At 59.5% G+C, this 16,750-nt stretch carries 11 protein-coding genes; 8 read left to right on the forward strand and 3 right to left on the reverse strand.

Annotation, left to right across the window (positions count from 1 at the left end; translation table 11 throughout):
- Positions 1-114 precede the first annotated feature (114 nt).
- Complete coding sequence (locus RHM69_RS07470; protein ID WP_072434039.1) at positions 115-423, forward strand: hypothetical protein; 309 nt, start codon at positions 115-117, stop codon at positions 421-423.
- A 140-nt stretch (positions 424-563) separates the two neighbouring features.
- Here RHM69_RS07470 and RHM69_RS07475 read toward each other — a convergent pair whose 3' ends face one another.
- Complete coding sequence (locus RHM69_RS07475) at positions 564-1,535, reverse strand: GlxA family transcriptional regulator (RefSeq protein ID WP_014718811.1); 972 nt, start codon at positions 1,533-1,535, stop codon at positions 564-566.
- 109 nt (positions 1,536-1,644) lie between these two features.
- On the opposite strand from RHM69_RS07475, the gene RHM69_RS07480 reads away from it, so the two are divergent.
- Together RHM69_RS07480 and RHM69_RS07485 are read left to right on the forward strand one after the other, a co-directional pair.
- Positions 1,645-2,187, forward strand: coding sequence for a thioesterase family protein (locus RHM69_RS07480; protein WP_014718812.1), 543 nt, complete (start codon positions 1,645-1,647; stop codon positions 2,185-2,187).
- 174 nt (positions 2,188-2,361) lie between these two features.
- The gene (locus RHM69_RS07485; protein ID WP_019816838.1) at positions 2,362-6,129 is read left to right on the forward strand and encodes a hypothetical protein; all 3,768 of its coding nucleotides are present in this window, start codon (positions 2,362-2,364) and stop codon (positions 6,127-6,129) included.
- Between the two features lie 17 nt (positions 6,130-6,146).
- On the opposite strand, the gene RHM69_RS07490 is transcribed toward RHM69_RS07485, so the two are convergent.
- Positions 6,147-7,775 (reverse strand): hypothetical protein, encoded by a 1,629-nt coding sequence (locus RHM69_RS07490; RefSeq protein WP_058410536.1) that lies wholly within the window; start codon positions 7,773-7,775, stop codon positions 6,147-6,149.
- Between the two features lie 142 nt (positions 7,776-7,917).
- On the opposite strand from RHM69_RS07490, the gene pvdM reads away from it, so the two are divergent.
- From pvdM to RHM69_RS07505, 3 genes are read left to right on the forward strand one after another with little or no spacing between them, the layout of a single operon-like run.
- Entirely contained in the window at positions 7,918-9,267 is a 1,350-nt protein-coding gene (gene pvdM / locus RHM69_RS07495) for a pyoverdine-tailoring dipeptidase-like protein PvdM (RefSeq protein ID WP_020303053.1), read from the forward strand.
- Positions 9,268-9,285: 18 nt separating this feature from the next.
- A complete protein-coding gene (locus RHM69_RS07500; RefSeq protein WP_020303054.1) occupies positions 9,286-10,554 on the forward strand; it encodes an aminotransferase class V-fold PLP-dependent enzyme in 1,269 nt (422 codons plus the stop codon).
- A gap of 29 nt (positions 10,555-10,583) precedes the next feature.
- Positions 10,584-11,456 carry a formylglycine-generating enzyme family protein gene (locus tag RHM69_RS07505; protein ID WP_014718817.1) on the forward strand — a complete coding sequence of 291 codons (873 nt, stop codon included), beginning with the start codon at positions 10,584-10,586 and terminating at the stop codon, positions 11,454-11,456.
- 51 nt (positions 11,457-11,507) lie between these two features.
- Here RHM69_RS07505 and RHM69_RS07510 read toward each other — a convergent pair whose 3' ends face one another.
- The gene (locus RHM69_RS07510; RefSeq protein ID WP_014718818.1) at positions 11,508-12,335 is read right to left on the reverse strand and encodes a N(5)-hydroxyornithine transformylase PvdF; all 828 of its coding nucleotides are present in this window, start codon (positions 12,333-12,335) and stop codon (positions 11,508-11,510) included.
- A 202-nt stretch (positions 12,336-12,537) separates the two neighbouring features.
- Between RHM69_RS07510 and RHM69_RS07515 the strand changes: the two genes are divergently transcribed.
- Together RHM69_RS07515 and RHM69_RS07520 are read left to right on the forward strand one after the other, a co-directional pair.
- The gene (locus tag RHM69_RS07515; RefSeq protein WP_014718819.1) at positions 12,538-14,190 is read left to right on the forward strand and encodes a cyclic peptide export ABC transporter; all 1,653 of its coding nucleotides are present in this window, start codon (positions 12,538-12,540) and stop codon (positions 14,188-14,190) included.
- 118 nt (positions 14,191-14,308) lie between these two features.
- Positions 14,309-16,741 (forward strand): TonB-dependent siderophore receptor, encoded by a 2,433-nt coding sequence (locus RHM69_RS07520; RefSeq protein ID WP_173877515.1) that lies wholly within the window; start codon positions 14,309-14,311, stop codon positions 16,739-16,741.
- The last annotated feature ends 9 nt before the right edge of the window (positions 16,742-16,750 follow it).

Consider the following 16,750-nt stretch of genomic DNA (forward strand, 5'->3'; position numbering starts at 1 on the left):
ATCGTTGGCATCGATAGTCACCATCAGCGCAATGAAGTTCTCTTAAAAAATGCAACGCGTAACATCAAACCCATGCCAAACGGCACCCAACTTAAATACTCGGAGCACACCATCATGAAACGCCAAATCCTGCTTAGCCTCGCTTTCTCGGTACTCGCTGCAAACGCTTTTGCCCACCCGGTTGTCGCTGAAGGCGGCGCGGATCGCCTGATAGAAACCCGTGTTGCCGAAGGTGGCGCGGATCGCCTGCAAGAACGTGGTCTGGCTGAAGGCGGCGCTGATCGCTTGCAGGAACGTGGCCTGGCTGAAGGCGGTGCTGATCGCTTGCAGGAACGTGGCCTGGCTGAAGGCGGTGCTGATCGCTTGCAGGAACGTGGTCTCGCTGAAGGGGGTGCCGAGCGTCTGCTGAGCACCCACGTATAACCCCGCACTGTTGGCGGGACACCCCAAACCGGCCTGATCAGCCGGTTTTTTTTCGTCTTCGATTTGCAAAGTCTCTACATCACACGCCGTCAGGCCGCCATCGCAGGCAAGCCAACGCCCACATTGGGATCGTGGGTGTATCAGGTCGTCTTCACACCCTGGGCGATCAGGAACTTCTTGCGATACGCCGCCGGCAGCATCCCCACCCGCTGCTGAAACAACCGCCTAAACGAATTACTGTCTTCATAACCCACCGCATACGTGATGCTATCGAGCGTCATACGTGTCGACTCAAGCATCTGCTTGGCTCGCTCCAGACGCAGGCTCTGCAGATAACCAATCGGTGTAGAGCCCGTGGCGTCCTTGAAGCGCCGCTTGAAATTACGCACGCCAAAGCCAAAGCGCTGGGCAACCTCGTCGATCACCAACGACTGCGCAAAGTGCTGCTCCAACCAATGTTGCACACGCAGGATCTGCGCATCACCGTGGCTCTTGGGCAACGACCACATCGCATAGGCCGACTGTTCGGTGCGCCCGGCATCGATCAGCAAGTACTTGCCGCAGGTATGAGCCAGCTCCGGCGAGCCGAAACGGCGGATCAGGTGCAGCATCAAATCCATCGCCGCCGTGGCGCCACCGCACGTGACCAGCCGATTCTCTTCGCAGAGGATCTGCCGCTCATCCAGGCTGACCTGGGCATATCGACGCCGGAAGAACCCGGCAAATGCCCAGTGGGTCGTCGCACGCAAGCCGTGCAATAACCCCGTCTCGGCCAGCATGAACGCCGCCGTGCACATCGAAGCCAACACAGCGCCTTGCCCATGCTGCTCACGCAACCAGGGGCCGTAGGTGGCGAACGTCGGCATGGCTTCTTTGAGGGTAAAGAGAAAACCGGGAATCAGCACCAGGTCGGTATGCGCGATCTGCGCCAGTGAACCCTGCACTTGCAGGCATTGCCCGCCCCACGCCGTCACCGGCAGGCCGTCCAGGGACGCCAGCGTCACCTCGAAGGGCGGGCTGTCGGCGAAGAGATTGGCCGCGCTGAGCATTTCCATGGCCAGGGTGGCACTGGCAGCGGAGCATTGGTCCGCCAGGAGCAAGGTGACGTGCATGTAAAAACTCCAGCTTGCACTTTTCGCATGTAATAAGTCATTTACGCATCTACCTTAGCCGATTCCGGCTCCGTACAGTGCAGCCATTGATCAACTGTCTGGCGTCTTTATGAATCTCTGGTTTCGATTACTGCATATGCTGTTGCGCCGCCCCTGGCGCAAACCGGTCCATGGCCTGGCCACCACAGTGGTGCGCATGCGGGTCTGGCCCCTGGATCTGGACCTGAACCGGCATGTCACCAATGGCCGATATTTCACGCTGGCCGACGTGGCGCGCATGGATTTTGTGCTGCGCACCGGCGCCTTTCGCGTGGCCCTGCGCCACAAGGCCATGCCGATAGTCGGCGATACCTGGGGCAAGTTTCGCCGGGAATTGAAGCTGTTCGAAGCATTCGAAGTGCACACTCGCATTCTCGGCTGGGACCACAAGTGGAACCTGATGGAGCACCGTTTCGTCAGCAATGGGCGAGTGGTCGGCGTGGTGGTGATGCGTGGGTTGTTTCGCTCCGCCAAGGGCACCCTGCCCCCTTCCGAGTTCGTCCGCGAGCTGGGGTTGGACGACACCTCGCCGCCGATGCCGCAATGGCTCAGCGACTGGTCATGCAGTTGCGATGAGATGAGTGCGCAATTACGGGAACAAGAGCGAGCCTGAAGGGTGTCCAGACCACCGAAACGCGACTAACCGCATGTCGCTATTGGTCACACTCCATCCTTTGCCCGAGCGGAACTCTCGCAGCTTTTTCCTTCACCCAACAATGCGTCTGAAATTCAGACGCACTCCTCAGGAAACTTGCCTATTGGATATTCGCCTTACAGGTCCCCGCCCATGCTCAGTACGACCAAGCAAGCCAACCCCCACTGGTATGACGTCCCTTTCCACTCTACCAAGCCCGATGGGCCACCTCGCCAGCCACCGCTGATCGAGCCGCTAACCACTCCCCCTGCCTTGGCTGGCGCGACGCACGCGCCTGCACCGAAAACCTACAAGGAAGGGTTCGGCGACAGACACGACCTGCAAACGCTGACCACGAAACTCGGAGACATCGCGAAGCAATTGGATGTGAACACCACGCCTCAAGCGATACTGGCTGCCTTGAGAGCCCCCCTGGATATTCATCCTGACTCATCGTTCCCTGTGCGCCCCAGTGAAGGCGCGACACTGGAGAGCTTTATCAGGGCCAAGGGCTGGCCGATACCTACCACCCAACTTTCGCTGACCGAGCTGATAAAGACGGTGAAACAGGAAGCCCTGACGCAGCCGATGGGTAATTTTGGTGGCGCGTTGTCGTGGTCAATACCCCTGAGCCAGGCTGAGCAGAGCCGACTACGCATTATCTCCATGAGGTCTGACTACCTGAACGCCCTGGATGCCTTGCTGGCCCAGCACCCGCTAACCCCCGAGGTACAAAGTGACCCCGCGCAAGCACTGGAGGCCCTGCTCAGTTCCTCCGCAGGCCAAACGCTGGGTAAACACCTGCAGGAGCAATCCGGCGGTATCGCCACTGCCAACAGCGCCACCGACTACCTGATGGCTGCCATTCAGTTGCAACTGGACCCCGAATCCATTACCGCCCCTCAACGTAATAACGTGGCGGGGTTTGACCTGGCGCACGCGCGCCACTGGGGCAAACCCGCGTCTACAGTGCTGGATACGTTGAGCAAGCATTTGGTCGACAGTGGCAGGATCAGCCCTGTGCTGTCCAAAGTGGCTGCGTATGTGTTGCTGGCCAAGAAGGCCCCTGTTTACCTGATCAAAGACATACCGCCCTCCGTGAGGCACGGCAGCCCAGCCTGGCTGAACCTGGTCATTACCGTGGCGAGCATTGAAGCGAGTACGCCGGGGAAAGTCCCGAACATGACGTTTGCCCAAGTGATGCAGGAAGGCGAACATGCAAGGGTGGCGCAACCCGAGGCGGCTGCGCAAGCTCGTACAGCAGCGCTGGTAGATTGGGGGGTTTGCCATAACGTAATTGCCCGCAAGGACGACACGCAATACACCGTGCAAGAGCTGGAAACCCTGAAAACCACCTTCACAGCCCGACAGCAGGACATGCTAGGCGCCTCTGCCGCCTTGGATCTGGAATTGCCCACCCGAGAAAAGATGGCCATGGCCGTACTGGTGGAACGGTATGGCGACCTGGGTGATCTGTTCAAACAAAAACTGATCAAGACCAGCAACATTCCGCGCAGAGGGCAGAACAAGGCACACACATGGCTACCCGGCCTGCATTCGATGCTCGACATCGCAATGATGGATCTGAGATTGCCCTATCTCTTTGAAGCCGCGAACAAACGTGTACCGATCAACGACTTGAACGCCCGCTACCGATTTGGTGTGAGCGATAACTTCGAAAAGCGCTTTGAGGAAACAATCAAGAAGAAAAAGATCGCCCTCGCCACGACGGTCAAACACCTGATCGCGCAGCTCCCCCTGGAAGACCGTAGAAACTTTGAGTACGGCAAAGTTACGTATTATCGAAACTCATCCACTGAGTTGGGTTTCTGGAGCAAGTCCGACCCGGTGTATGAAAAAAACCTGCTGGTGAAAATTGAACGCGACGGGCAATCCAGCGGCTACCGTATCGACCCGACCAAAGGCGAAATCGTGCCCATTGAAATGTGGGCGCTGAAAGAACGTGAATCCAGGGAGGCGAATGTAGCGTTCAACACCAGCGTGTTCGTCCCCAAAAGCGTCAGTGCCGACCACGCAAACGAACGCGCCGGCGCAACTGACGCAGCTATTGATAGTTTTGCTACCGACCGCACGCAAGACATTGCTGATGCCTTCGTTGAGCATTTCAATCTCGATGACCCGGATATCAAGAAATACGCCAGAGGGCAGACGACCCAGGACCTGGCGAACGAGAAAATCAATCAGGTAAACGATTTCTTCATGAACTTGATTCCTTTCCGCTCGGCAATTGAAAACTTTAAAAAAGGCAACAACGTCGAGGGCGGGTTTGACTTGGCCCTGGATGTGTTTGGCTTTCTCACAGCGGGCGCGGCCAATATCGGCAAACTCACCAAGGTCGCCGGCAGTGCCGCATCCCTTGCCACCAAGGTCGCGCGAACGGGCAAAGTCATCGGCATGGTCACCTTGAGCAACTTCAACCCTCTGGACGGGCTGGCTGACCTGGCCATTGGCGGCGCAAACCTGCTGAGCAAAGGGTTGACCAAAAGCACCGCGTGGCTGGCCAACATACGAAACACGGATAAAGCCCATGATTGGTTGAAGGCTATCAGCCAGGAGCATGGCAATGCACTGCTCGGTTCGATCACCTCCGGCGGGCGCTCGGTTGATAGTGTTGTGGTATTCAAAAACGATCAGTGGCACCACTACGACCCCATCACCCGTCAACCCTACGGCACGCCGGTGAATGGCTTCACGCCGAGAGTCCTGGCAACCCAGGGTGAAATCAACGGCACCCTCAGCGAGTGGGTCGCCAACTGGTTCAACCCGGCAAAACCCGGCATACCCATACCGGAGGCCTTCAACGACGCAGTTGACGCAGCAAAAGCAACCACCACAGGCCACGCGGCATTCAATCAGGGGTACAACACGCTCGCCCCGGCCAGCATTTCTGGCTATTCAGCAGAGCTGGGCATCACTCAGTTGAAAAAACTGGCCACGGACGCCACCGCGTCACCCGAGGTACTGGGTAGCCTGTCCAGGCGTATCGACGAGCTGGAGGCGCTGCCAGGCAAAGTCAAAACACTCTACGAAAAGCTCATTCCGCCCACAAAGCCATTGCCCGGCAAGCCCGCGACGCCAGAACAATTGCAGTTCGAAGAGGCGCTCGCAAGGGGGGCTCCGGACGGGATCAACGGCTTCTCACCGACAATGAAAATGCATCAATTGCGCGAACTGATACTGGACCCGAAGCTGACGTCTGCCGAAGTCGGGGCTCTGTTCAAGCATTTGCAAAAACGAGCAATGGAAACCAGCTTAGAGCTAAGCAGAAAATTCGCTGATGACATGACCGCCGCCCATGGCACTTTGATCGCCATGCCGCAAGGGTATTACCTGAGCCAGGTCAACGTTGCATCCGAGGGCGGCTGCGCCGCGTTGGCGAATACCATGGCTATGGCCATGCTCGATGGCTCGGAAAACACCTTGATCAGCAACTTCTTCCTCAGTCTGGCGCACCCCAAACACCCTAATACTGAAAGGTTCCGCGACAGCCTGGAGAGATTTCAAAACACCCTCAGAGATGATTTTCACTCTGGGCAGCTCACCCGCAGTGCGACCTGCGACAGGATCATCTCGGATTTGGCAACGGCCACCACCTCCAAAGCCTTTCTTATCAGCAATTCAAAGCACGGTGTTACCGCTGGCGTCAAAATCACGAAGGACCAAAAGATCTGGTTTTACTATGACCCCAACTTCGGGCTCGTCAAATTCTCCAAGGAGGCGGACATGCGCAGCGGTATGGAGCGTGCACTCAATAGTGGCCAGACCAGCCATTTGTTCCAGCCGCTCAAAAAGGCCGATGGGTACACGGTGTCTGAATTCAACGAGTTATACCTGATCAACAAGATAGGGGATCCTCGAAGTGTCAGCGGGCTGTATTCGGCAGCGATATCGGTGACCTAGAGCGCCTGCAACACGTTTTAAAGCGTGTGCGTGACCTTCAAATGTCGGGCATACCACGGCCGCCGCGGCACGCGCTTGAACAACCCCTTGAGCACGTCCTCATCGGCGCCGAAGGTAATGCGCAGGGCCAGCTTCATGACTTCCGGATCCATTTCCATCGAACGCCCTCGTTGCAGCCCCGGTGTGGTACTGCAGCCATGGGTGTCCGGTCCCAGCCAAGGGTCGCCTACTTCAACCCAGCGGCCCTGTGCAAACCAGGCTACGCCGTTGACTTCCAGGCGGCTCACCTCGCCTGGGTTGAAGCGTTCGTGGGCGCGAAACCAGTCTTCGATGCGGTCATCGATCCAGCCGTGGAAATGCCAGAACACCGGGTTTACATGGGATGAAAACGGGTCGCCCAGAAAGTCGTTCTCCGGCGCATACCAACGTGGGGCAAAGTCCGCGGGGTCACGGGCGAAGGGTACCGGGGCGCCGTTGGACGGGTCGCGGGGCACCGAGGCCCAACGCATATGCAGCCAGTCGTGCAGGCCCAGTTCCATTTCCGAGCCCAACTGGCCCAGGGTCAACTTGGCCAGGTAACGCGGGTCGCGGTATTGGGATTCCCACACCTGGAAATTGCTGTGGTAGGTCTGGGCGGCCTTGATATCGCTGACCCACTGGGTGTAGTCGGCATCATCCGGCGCTGACCAACAGGGCGGCAGCGCGAAACCGTCGTGGTTGTCGAAGTAGCGCACAAAGCCCAGGCGATCACGCTCCAACGGCGGTTGCGGCTCGGGAAATTGCGGCCAGGACGGCAAGTCCTGCATGGAGCGTGCGGTGCCAAGCATATGGCGGTGCATGAAGAAGAAGTCGATGCCCGACCCATTGCGGTCCTTGCGCTTGCCGCGAGCGTCGCGCTCCTGGCCACGGGGCCCGGGTTGCCAGCCGATGCCACGCAGGGCCTCGCGTTTTTCTTCGGAGAGCTTGTGCCACTGGTCGCGGGTGGCGTGCCACAGTTGGTGAAACAGCCGATGCTCGGGGGAAACCAGCCAGGCCAGCAAGGTCGGGTTGAGACCGATGCGCTGGCGGGCTTCGGGGAACAGTTGTTTGTGGGCGATAAAACGGTTGTCGCGTTCGGTCAGCGCCAAGGGCCGCTCAAGATCGAGGATGTGCCCGCTGAGGGTGGCGCTGCCGGCATTGCTGAAATCGGCCCAGACTTCATCTAGGGTCATTTTGAATTCATAGGCCGGCACACCGCCGGCGGAATCGCGGTCGATCAAGCGCCAATAGAGCACGGCGCCCTCGCCCGTCAGCACATCACCCAAGACGCGGTAGCGCGGCTCGCCGTCCGCACGCAGCTGCTCGGCGGTGTCCAGGTAACCGCGCAGGCCACGCCCACGGGGAGCGATGTCCAGCAGCAACTCCAGGCCTTGCAGCGGCAGGCGCGCAAGGCCCGCATCGCGGCCTTCCAGGCGCAGGCTCCAGACGCCCCGCAGGGTGTTCGCCAGGTGCTGGCCCTGGGTGTCAGCGAGGTCGACCGTAGCTTCGCCGGGGGTGATGGGAAACTCGTCTTCCCGCGTCAACTCGCGATGGGCATAAAAGGCCGCAGGCACCGCTGCACCGGTCAGCGCCAGGCCTGCGATGAACCCACGTCGAGAGATTGTCATTGGCTACCTTAGGAAACGGCTTGATCAGAGCTAGAACGTTTGCAACCCGATGAAATTTACCGCCCTGCCCCCGCCACCTAAATTTCCCCCGTCATCGCTCGTCCTTCCCTGATAGCAAAGGCCTCAACTGACTGAGATGGCAATGACAAAATCACGTTCGAAAAAGGCGCTGTATATCGGCCTGCCGCTGGCCCTGGCTATCGGCGCCGGGGCTGGCTTGCTGGTCTGGGATCAGTGGTTCAAGGGCAACGCCGGCTACTCGCTGGAGGTGATCAAGCAGGCCAATGAAATGCAGGACCGCCTGTTGTCATTTGACAGCCACATCACCCTGCCCCTGGATTTCGGCACGGCGGGCAATGAGGCCGACAAGGATGGCAGCGGCCAGTTCGACCTGGCCAAGGCCGCCCGCGGCCGATTGTCGGGCGCCGCGCTGACGATCTTCGGCTGGCCGGAAATCTGGAACGGCGATAACGCTCCGCACAAACCCACCGATGGTTTTGTCGAAGAGGCCCGCCACGAGCAGGAGGTGCGCTATAAGATCATCTCCGGCATGGTGCGCGACTTTCCCAACCAGGTGGGCATCGCCTACACCCCGGACGATATGCGCCGCTTGCACGGCGAAGGCAAGTTCGCGATTTTTATCAGCATGCTCAACGCCTACCCCCTGGGCAATGACCTGAACCAGCTGGACCTGTGGGCCGCACGCGGCATGCGCATGTTCGGGTTCAGCTACATCGGCAATAACGCCTGGTCCGACTCGTCGCGCCCGCTGCCGTTTTTCAATGACTCCCCCGACGCCCTTGAAGGCCTGTCGCCGATCGGCCAGCAAGCGGTGCATCGCCTCAATGACCTGGGGGTGATCATCGACGTGTCGCAGATGTCGACCAAGGCCCTGGAGCAGGTCGCGCAGTTGAGCCGCACGCCGATGGTGGCGTCCCATTCGGCGCCTCGGGCGTCAGTGGATATCCCGCGCAACCTCAGCGACAAGGAACTGCAACTGATCAAGAACAGTGGCGGCGTGGTGCAGGTGGTGGGCTTCCCCGCCTACCTGCGCCCCTTGAGCCAGCCGACCCAGGACAAGCTCAATACCTTGCGCGCACGGTTCGACCTGCCGCCACTGCCGAATCTGGCCATGGCCCTGATGCCCGGCGATGCAATCATTGCCGCCTGGCCCGAGCAACGCTTCGGCCAATACGCCAGCGCGCTGTACGGCATTCTCGAGGAAGAGCCCAAGGCCACCCTCAAGGACCTCGGCGACGCCATCGACTACACCGTGCGCAAGATCGGCATCGATCATGTCGGCATTGCCTCGGACTTCAACGACGGCGGCGGCCTCCAGGGCTGGGAGAACGTCGGCGAGGTGCGCAACGTCACTGCCGAACTGATCCAGCGCGGCTACTCCGAAGCCGATATCGCCAAGCTGTGGGGAGGCAACTTCCTGCGGGTGTGGGACCAGGTCCAAAAAGCCGCCAAACCCTTGGCCAACCGCTAACCACCACGAAGTAAGTCCATGACCGACCGCCGTACATTTCTCAAGCAGGCCGGCGTCTTTGCCGCGAGCCTGCCGCTGGGCACCGCGTTGCTGCCTCAGGCAGTCGCCGCCGCCACGAACGACCCATGGACGGGATTGAAACAACTGTTCAACCAGGACCCCAATTACCTGCATTTTTCCAACTTCCTGGTGGCCTCGCACCCCAGGCCCGTGCGCGAGGCCATCGAACGCTACCGCCAACAGATCGACCGCAACCCTGGCCTGGCCATGGACTGGGACCTGCAGGAAACCTGGAAGCGTGAGGGCCAGGTACGCGAGTGGGCCGGCCGCTACCTGAACGCCACGCCAGCGCAGATCGCCCTGACCGGCAGCACGTCCGAAGGGCTGGCGATGATCTATGGCGGGATCAAGGTGCGCGCCGACCAGGAAATCCTCACCACGGTGCATGAGCATTACGCTACCGAGTTCAGCCTGGACTTCCGGGTACGCAAGGAGCAGACCCAGGTTCGCAAGATACGCCTGTTCAAAAACCCCAATCAGGTCTCGGCCGATGAAGTGCTGGGCAATATCCAGCGCAACATTCGCCCCAACACCCGTGTACTGGGCATGACCTGGGTGCAATCCGGCAGCGGCGTAAAACTGCCCATCGGTGAGATCGGCAAGCTGGTGGACGAACACAACCGCAACCGCGACGAGCCGGACCGACTGCTTTATATCGTCGATGGTGTGCACGGCTTCGGCGTGGAAGACCTCGACTTCCCCGCTATGCACTGCGACTTCTTCATCGCTGGCACCCACAAGTGGATGTTCGGCCCGCGGGGCACCGGCCTGGTGTGCGCCCGCGAGACCGAAAACAAATACGTCACGCCGATGATTCCGACCTTCTCCGAAGACAAAAACTTCGCCACGACCATGACGCCAGGCGGCTACCACGCCTTCGAACATCGCTGGGCCGCCGACGAAGCCTTCAAGTTGCACCTGCAACTGGGCAAGGCAGCGGTGCAGGCACGCATCCATGCCCTCAACACCGAACTCAAGGACCAACTGCTGGCCCACCCGCAGATCGAACTGGTCACGCCGCGCAGCCCCGAGCTGTCAGCAGGTTTCACCTTCTTTCGGGTCAAGAACCAGGACAGCGATGCCGTCGCGGCCTACCTGATGAAAAACCGCGTGGTGGTGGACGCGGTGGACCGTGACGTTGGCCCGGTGATTCGCACCTCGCCGGGCCTGCTTAACAACTCCGATGAGATCCAGCGCTTCATGACCCTGCTGAGCCAGCGGTTATGACCCCTTTTCCCTTTGAACGAGACGCCTCCATGACGCCATCCCGACTCAAACCGCTCACCGCACTGGCACTCACCGCCCTGTGCGGCGCCCTGCTGCCCGGCCTGGCCCATGCCGCCGCCCCACAACCGGGCAAGGTCTTCAAAGACTGCAAGGACTGCCCGGAAATGGTGGTGCTGCCCGCCGGCACCTTCACCATGGGTACCCCGGAAGACGAAGTGGGCCGCGAGCCCGACGAAGGCCCCATGCATGCCGTGACCTTCGCCAAGCCGTTCGCCATGAGCCGCTTCCACATCACCGCCGGCGAATGGGACAGCTACGTGCGCCAGACCGGAGTCAAGATCGCCAATGGCGACGACCGCCCCGGCCGCGAATGCATCGCCAGCAAGCCGCGCTACCCCCAGGGGCCACGTCAGCCGGCGGTGTGCATGGACATGGACGACATCAAGCAGTACGTGAGCTGGCTGTCGAAGAAGACCGGGCACACGTACCAGATGGTCAGCGAAGCCCAACGCGAATACGCCGCCCGCGCCGGCACCACCGGCCCGTTCCCCTTCCCGTTCGACGAAGGCAAGGGCTACAGCATCGCCCAGCACGCCAACACCTACGGCCCGGCGGACGGCTACAGCTATTCGTCGCCCGTGGGCAGCTACCCACCGAATGCCTTTGGCATGTATGACATGCACGGCAATGTGTATGAGCGGGTGGCTGATTGCGAGCATCCGAACTACGTCGGCGCGCCAACTGATGGCAGTGCCTGGGTGGAGCCCAACTGCGAGGCCTACCAGATTCGCGGCAATGACTGGGGCGAGGCGCCGGTGTTTTCACGCTCGGGCAATCGCAACAACATCTACCCGCAAACACGGGGGGATTGGATTGGGTTCCGGGTAGTACGCGAACTCTAATACCTTGTAGGAGCGAGGGGGACGCCTAGTTCTTGCTCGCTCCTACAGGGTTCAGCCTTGTTTGGCCAACAGCTCCAAGCCTTCATGCAATGCCGGGAACAGGCTGTTGTTGAAGTTGTTCCAGCGCAACTCAAGGATGGTGTCCTCGGGCGAAATCTCGGTCTTGAGCACGTCGTGGAACACCTCTCCCGAGTCGATGCCGTTATCCACGTAGTGGAATGACGCACCGGTCCAATACAACGGCTCGCACGCCTGAGTCGCCTTGGTTGCCCAGTCGGTAATCGCCTGCCCACGTGCGCCGTACAGCGCATTCCAGGTGGCGTACGCCCCACGGCGTTCGTAAGGCGACTCGAGGCGGGTGATGCCCGGATGAATGTTCATGATGCGCCGTGCAAACGGCGCACCCGGGCGCACCAGTTCGTCGAGGATCACCAGCAAACCATCCAGCACCACGATGTCAGCCTTCAACTCCACCAGGGTGTCATGCAGCCGACGCTCGAAATCCTGCTTGCCGGCGACATGTTCGGCGCTGCCCCGTGGCAGGCGACGATAGGTCGACGGCACGCTGAGCAGCAGGTCATTGACCAACGTGCCTTGCACACGCAAATCCGCCGGGTACAACCACTGGCGACCCGGCTGGTAAGCAAAGCCATAGTCCGCCACCAACTGCTGGTCCCGCGGGTTGTGCTCATCGTCGTCATACACCACGCCTACGAGGTTGTAAGCCTCGCCCAGCGACGTGTCGTTGAGCGAGCCCACCAGAAACTCCAGCACCGATTTCATATAGCGCTCGTGGTCTTTATAGGCCACCGGTTGCCCCGCCTTGTCGGCGGCGGCGTTTCTCAGGGACCAGACATACACCAGGTTCTTTTTCGTCATGTGTTTCGCTCTCGCTCAAAGGGCCACGCACGGCATTGATACACGTGCGCCTACAGAACAAGAACGAACCAGGCCCCGGGCAATTTATCGCCCACTGCCACCGCCCGGCACGCCGCGCTAAATAGTCACGCCACAGCTTCGTTTGTCATGGGTAAGGGTCTGTGTGCCCAGCCCCCTCTTTTTCACTTTCCGGGAAGTATTTATGACCGACCCCAAGCGCGGCGCCTTCAAAGGTTTGCTCGCATTGCTCAGGCCCTTTCGCACCATCGTGACGGTGTCCGTCGCCCTTGGCATGGCGGGCGGCCTGGCCATTACCTTGCTGTTGGCGACGATTAACAATGCCCTGCATTCGGCGGGGGGCATGACCCAGGGTGTGGTGTTGACCTTCGCCGCATTGTGCGTGGTGGCGCTGGTCAGCTCGATCATTTCCGACATCGGCACCAACTACGTCGGGCAACGGATCATTGCCGCCCTGCGCAAGGACCTGGGTGAAAAAGTGCTGTCAGCGCCCATCGGGCAGATCGAGCAATATCGCTCTCACCGCCTGATCCCGGTGCTGACCCACGACGTGGACACCATCAGCGATTTTTCCTTTGCCTTCACGCCCCTGGCCATCGCCGCCACCGTTACCCTGGGATGCCTGGGTTACCTGGCTTACCTGTCCGTGCCGATGTTCCTGATGATGGTGGTCGCAATCATCATCGGCAGCGCCGTGCAATTCATCGCCGGTGGCAAAGGCATCCAAGGCTTCGATCTGGCCCGCAGCCACGAAGATGAATTGCAGCGTTACTACAATGCGATTGCTTCTGGCGCCAAGGAACTGCGCATGCACCGCCCACGGCGGTTTCGCATGAACACCCACCGCATTCAGGAAACCGCAGACCGCATCAGCGATATCCAGGTGCGTTCGGTCAACATCTATATCCTGGCCAAGACCTTTGGCTCGATGCTGTTCTTCGTGGTCATTGGCCTGGCCCTGGCGATGCAGGCCTACAATCCCAACCCCGATCCCACCGTGATTACCGGCTTCGTGCTGGTACTGCTGTATATGAAAGGCCCGCTGGAACACCTGCTGGGCTATTTGCCCGTCGTTGGCAAGGCGAAGATTGCCTTTGGGCGCATCAGCGAACTGTCGGAGCGCTTTTCTTCGCCCGAGCCCCACTTGTTGATGGACGACAGTGAAGCGCCGAAGCCGGTGGTCAACAGCCTCGAACTGCGCGGCGTCAGCTACAGCCCGCCAGCGGTTGAAGGCAGCCAACCGTTCCACCTGGGGCCGATCAACCTGAGCATCAAACAAGGCGATATCGTGTTTGTCGTCGGCGAGAACGGCAGCGGCAAGACCACCCTGATCAAATTGCTGCTGGGCCTGTATCCGCCTCAGGCGGGTGAGATCCTGCTCAACGGTACAGCGGTGACCGACCCAGCGCGCGACGATTATCGCCAGTTGTTCACCACGGTGTTTTCCGACTATTACCTGTTCGATGACCTGGTACAAGGCAGTGCCACCCAGTCCCTGGACAGCGCCACCCAATACCTTGAGCGCCTGGAAATCGCGCACAAGGTCAGCGTCAAGGACGGTGTGTTCAGCACCACTGACCTGTCCACCGGCCAACGCAAGCGCCTGGCCCTGGTCAATGCCTGGCTGGAGGAGCGCCCGGTACTGGTATTCGACGAATGGGCCGCCGACCAGGACCCGGCCTTCCGCCGCATCTTCTACACCGAGCTGCTGCCGGACCTCAAACGCCTGGGCAAGACCATCATCGTGATCAGCCACGACGACCGTTATTTCGACATCGCCGATCATTTGGTGCGCCTGCGCGCCGGTCAGGTGGTGCATGAGATGGAGCCTGCATGAAGTACCGGAATAATTTTTTCCGGTTTTGCGAAGTAGGAACGTCTCACTAGTGGTAATGAGAACTAAACTCAATAAACACTTAGAATTGCCCACTTAAAACATAGAAGAGAAAGCATCCATGCCAGCACGACTCGGTCTCAGCCCCCTGAGCAAAGCGCTATCCATGCGCCGGGCCCTGAACATCAACCTCTTGCCCAGTACCCTGGCGTTGGCTGTGTCGATGCCGATTGCAGGCTATGTGCAGGCCCAGGAGATCGAGTTGAATATTCCTGCACAGTCGCTGGGGAGCGCACTGCAGGAATTTGGCCGCCAGACCAATGTGCAAGTGCTCTACAGCCCGGGCGATGTGCAGGGCAAGAACAGCCCCGCCGTCAAGGGCAAGATGCAGCCACAGCAGGCCATCAATGCATTGCTGGCCGGTAGCCAGACCACCTATAACCTCAATGGCAATACCTTGACTGTCACTGCTGCTGGTAGTGGTGGTGGGCTGGAGCTGAGCCCGACGCAAGTCACTGGCAACATGCTGGGTAACGTCACCGAGAATACCGGCTCCTATACGCCAGGCTCGATTGCCACCGCAACGCGCCTGGTCCTGACACCCAAGGAAACCCCGCAATCGGTGACCGTGGTCACGCGTCAGCACATGGACGACTTTGGCCTGAACAGTGTCGACGACGTGATGCGCCACACGCCGGGCATTACCGTTTCAGCCTTCGATACTGAGCGCAGCAACTACTACGCTCGTGGTTTCTCTATCAACAACTTCCAATATGACGGGATCCCTTCCACCGCACGCAACGTGGCTTACTCGGCGGGGAACACGCTGAGCGACATGGCGATCTACGACCGTGTTGAAGTACTCAAGGGCGCGACTGGCCTGCTGACCGGTGCTGGTTCACTGGGGGCCACTATCAACCTGGTACGCAAAAAGCCGACCTCTGAGTTCCAAGGTCATGCCACGCTGGGTGCCGGTTCGTGGGACAACTACCGCAGCGAGTTGGATGTGAGTGGCCCGCTGACCGAGACCGGCAATATCCGTGGCCGGGCCGTCGCCGCCTATCAGGACAAACACTCGTTCATGGACCGCTACGAGCGCAAAAGCCCGACTTACTACGGCATCATGGAGTTCGACCTGTCTCCCGATACCCTGCTGACAGTCGGCGGCGATTATCAGGACAGCCTGCCGAAAGGCTCATCCTGGTCGGGCAGTTTCCCATTGATCGACGCCCAGGGTAATCGCAACGACGTCAAGCGCTCGTTCAACAACGCGGCCGACTGGAGCAGTTGGGAGCAATACACCCGCACCGTCTTCGCCATGTTGGAGCACGACCTGGGGGATGGCTGGATAACCAAACTGCAACTGGATCACAAGATCAACGGCTACCACGCACTCATGGGTTCCATTCAGGGTGACACCCCGGGATTGGATGGTAAGTCACAGCTGACTTCGGGCAAATACACCGGTGAAACCGTCAGTGACTCCGCCGATCTGTATGTGAGCGGCCCCTTCAGCCTGGGAGGCAGGGAGCATGAACTGGTATTCGGCGGTTCCATCAGCGCTTCGGAATGGAATGGCAATGGTTACTGGAACCTCGCCCCCAACCTGGTGGACTTCAATAACTGGCACGGCAACGCACCGCAACCTGATTGGGGCAAACCACAATCGAAAATCGACGACACCGTCCGCCAGACCGGCATGTACATGACAACACGGCTGAACCTTGCTGACGACCTGAAGCTGCTGCTCGGTGGCCGGGTAGTCAACTACACGGTGACCGGCTACAACCCTACCTATCGCGAGTCAGGACGCTTTGTACCTTATGTCGGTGCGGTGTACGACCTGAATGACACCTACTCGGTTTACGCCAGCTACACCGATATTTTCATGCCCCAGGAAAGCTATAACCGCGACAGGGACAACAAGCTGCTTGAGCCGGACGAAGGCCAGAATTGGGAGCTGGGTGTAAAGGCCGACTTCCTGGATGGTCGTGTAAACGCCAGTGCGGCCTACTTCGAGATCCATGAAGACAACCGTTCCGTTTCGGACGATGACTACAACAACTTGAAACCTACCCCCTCGAACTACGCGTTCAAAGGCACCCAGGCCGTGACGAAGGGGTACGAGCTGGAGATGTCCGGCGAACTGGCTCCGGGCTGGCAGCTCCAGGCTGGCTATACCCACAAGATTGTGCGTGACGACAAAGACGTCAAGATTTCCACTTTCGAACCCGAAGACCAGGTCAGCCTGTACACCACTTACAAGCTCAAGGGTAATCTTGACAAGTTGACCGTTGGCGGTGGCGCTCGCTGGCAGAGCGTTGGCTGGCAGAATATCTATAACTCTCCCCGTGGTGGCTACGAGGAGTTCTCTCAAGAAGCGTACTGGTTGGTGGACCTGATGACCCGTTATCAATTCACTAAAAACGTGTCGGCGACGCTGAACATCAACAACGTTTTCGACAAGTCCTATTACACCAACATCGGCTTCTACAATTCTGCCGCTTATGGTGAACCCCGTAACTTCATGCTCAGCACTCGCTGGGACTTCTAAAGCAGGATC

The sequence above is a fragment of the Pseudomonas sp. CCI1.1 genome (genome assembly GCF_034348165.1).
Lineage (GTDB): Bacteria > Pseudomonadota > Gammaproteobacteria > Pseudomonadales > Pseudomonadaceae > Aquipseudomonas > Aquipseudomonas paracarnis.

Excerpts from the sequence above, each read along its gene's own strand:
- RHM69_RS07470 (WP_072434039.1), top strand. The coding sequence starts at position 115 with ATGAAACGCCAAATCCTGCTTAGCCTCGCTTTCTCGGTACTCGCTGCA.
- RHM69_RS07475 (WP_014718811.1), bottom strand. The coding sequence starts at position 1,535 with ATGCACGTCACCTTGCTCCTGGCGGACCAATGCTCCGCTGCCAGTGCC.
- RHM69_RS07480 (WP_014718812.1), top strand. The coding sequence starts at position 1,645 with ATGAATCTCTGGTTTCGATTACTGCATATGCTGTTGCGCCGCCCCTGG.
- RHM69_RS07485 (WP_019816838.1), top strand. The coding sequence starts at position 2,362 with ATGCTCAGTACGACCAAGCAAGCCAACCCCCACTGGTATGACGTCCCT.
- RHM69_RS07490 (WP_058410536.1), bottom strand. The coding sequence starts at position 7,775 with ATGACAATCTCTCGACGTGGGTTCATCGCAGGCCTGGCGCTGACCGGT.
- pvdM (WP_020303053.1), top strand. The coding sequence starts at position 7,918 with ATGACAAAATCACGTTCGAAAAAGGCGCTGTATATCGGCCTGCCGCTG.
- RHM69_RS07500 (WP_020303054.1), top strand. The coding sequence starts at position 9,286 with ATGACCGACCGCCGTACATTTCTCAAGCAGGCCGGCGTCTTTGCCGCG.
- RHM69_RS07505 (WP_014718817.1), top strand. The coding sequence starts at position 10,584 with ATGACGCCATCCCGACTCAAACCGCTCACCGCACTGGCACTCACCGCC.
- RHM69_RS07510 (WP_014718818.1), bottom strand. The coding sequence starts at position 12,335 with ATGACGAAAAAGAACCTGGTGTATGTCTGGTCCCTGAGAAACGCCGCC.
- RHM69_RS07515 (WP_014718819.1), top strand. The coding sequence starts at position 12,538 with ATGACCGACCCCAAGCGCGGCGCCTTCAAAGGTTTGCTCGCATTGCTC.
- RHM69_RS07520 (WP_173877515.1), top strand. The coding sequence starts at position 14,309 with ATGCCAGCACGACTCGGTCTCAGCCCCCTGAGCAAAGCGCTATCCATG.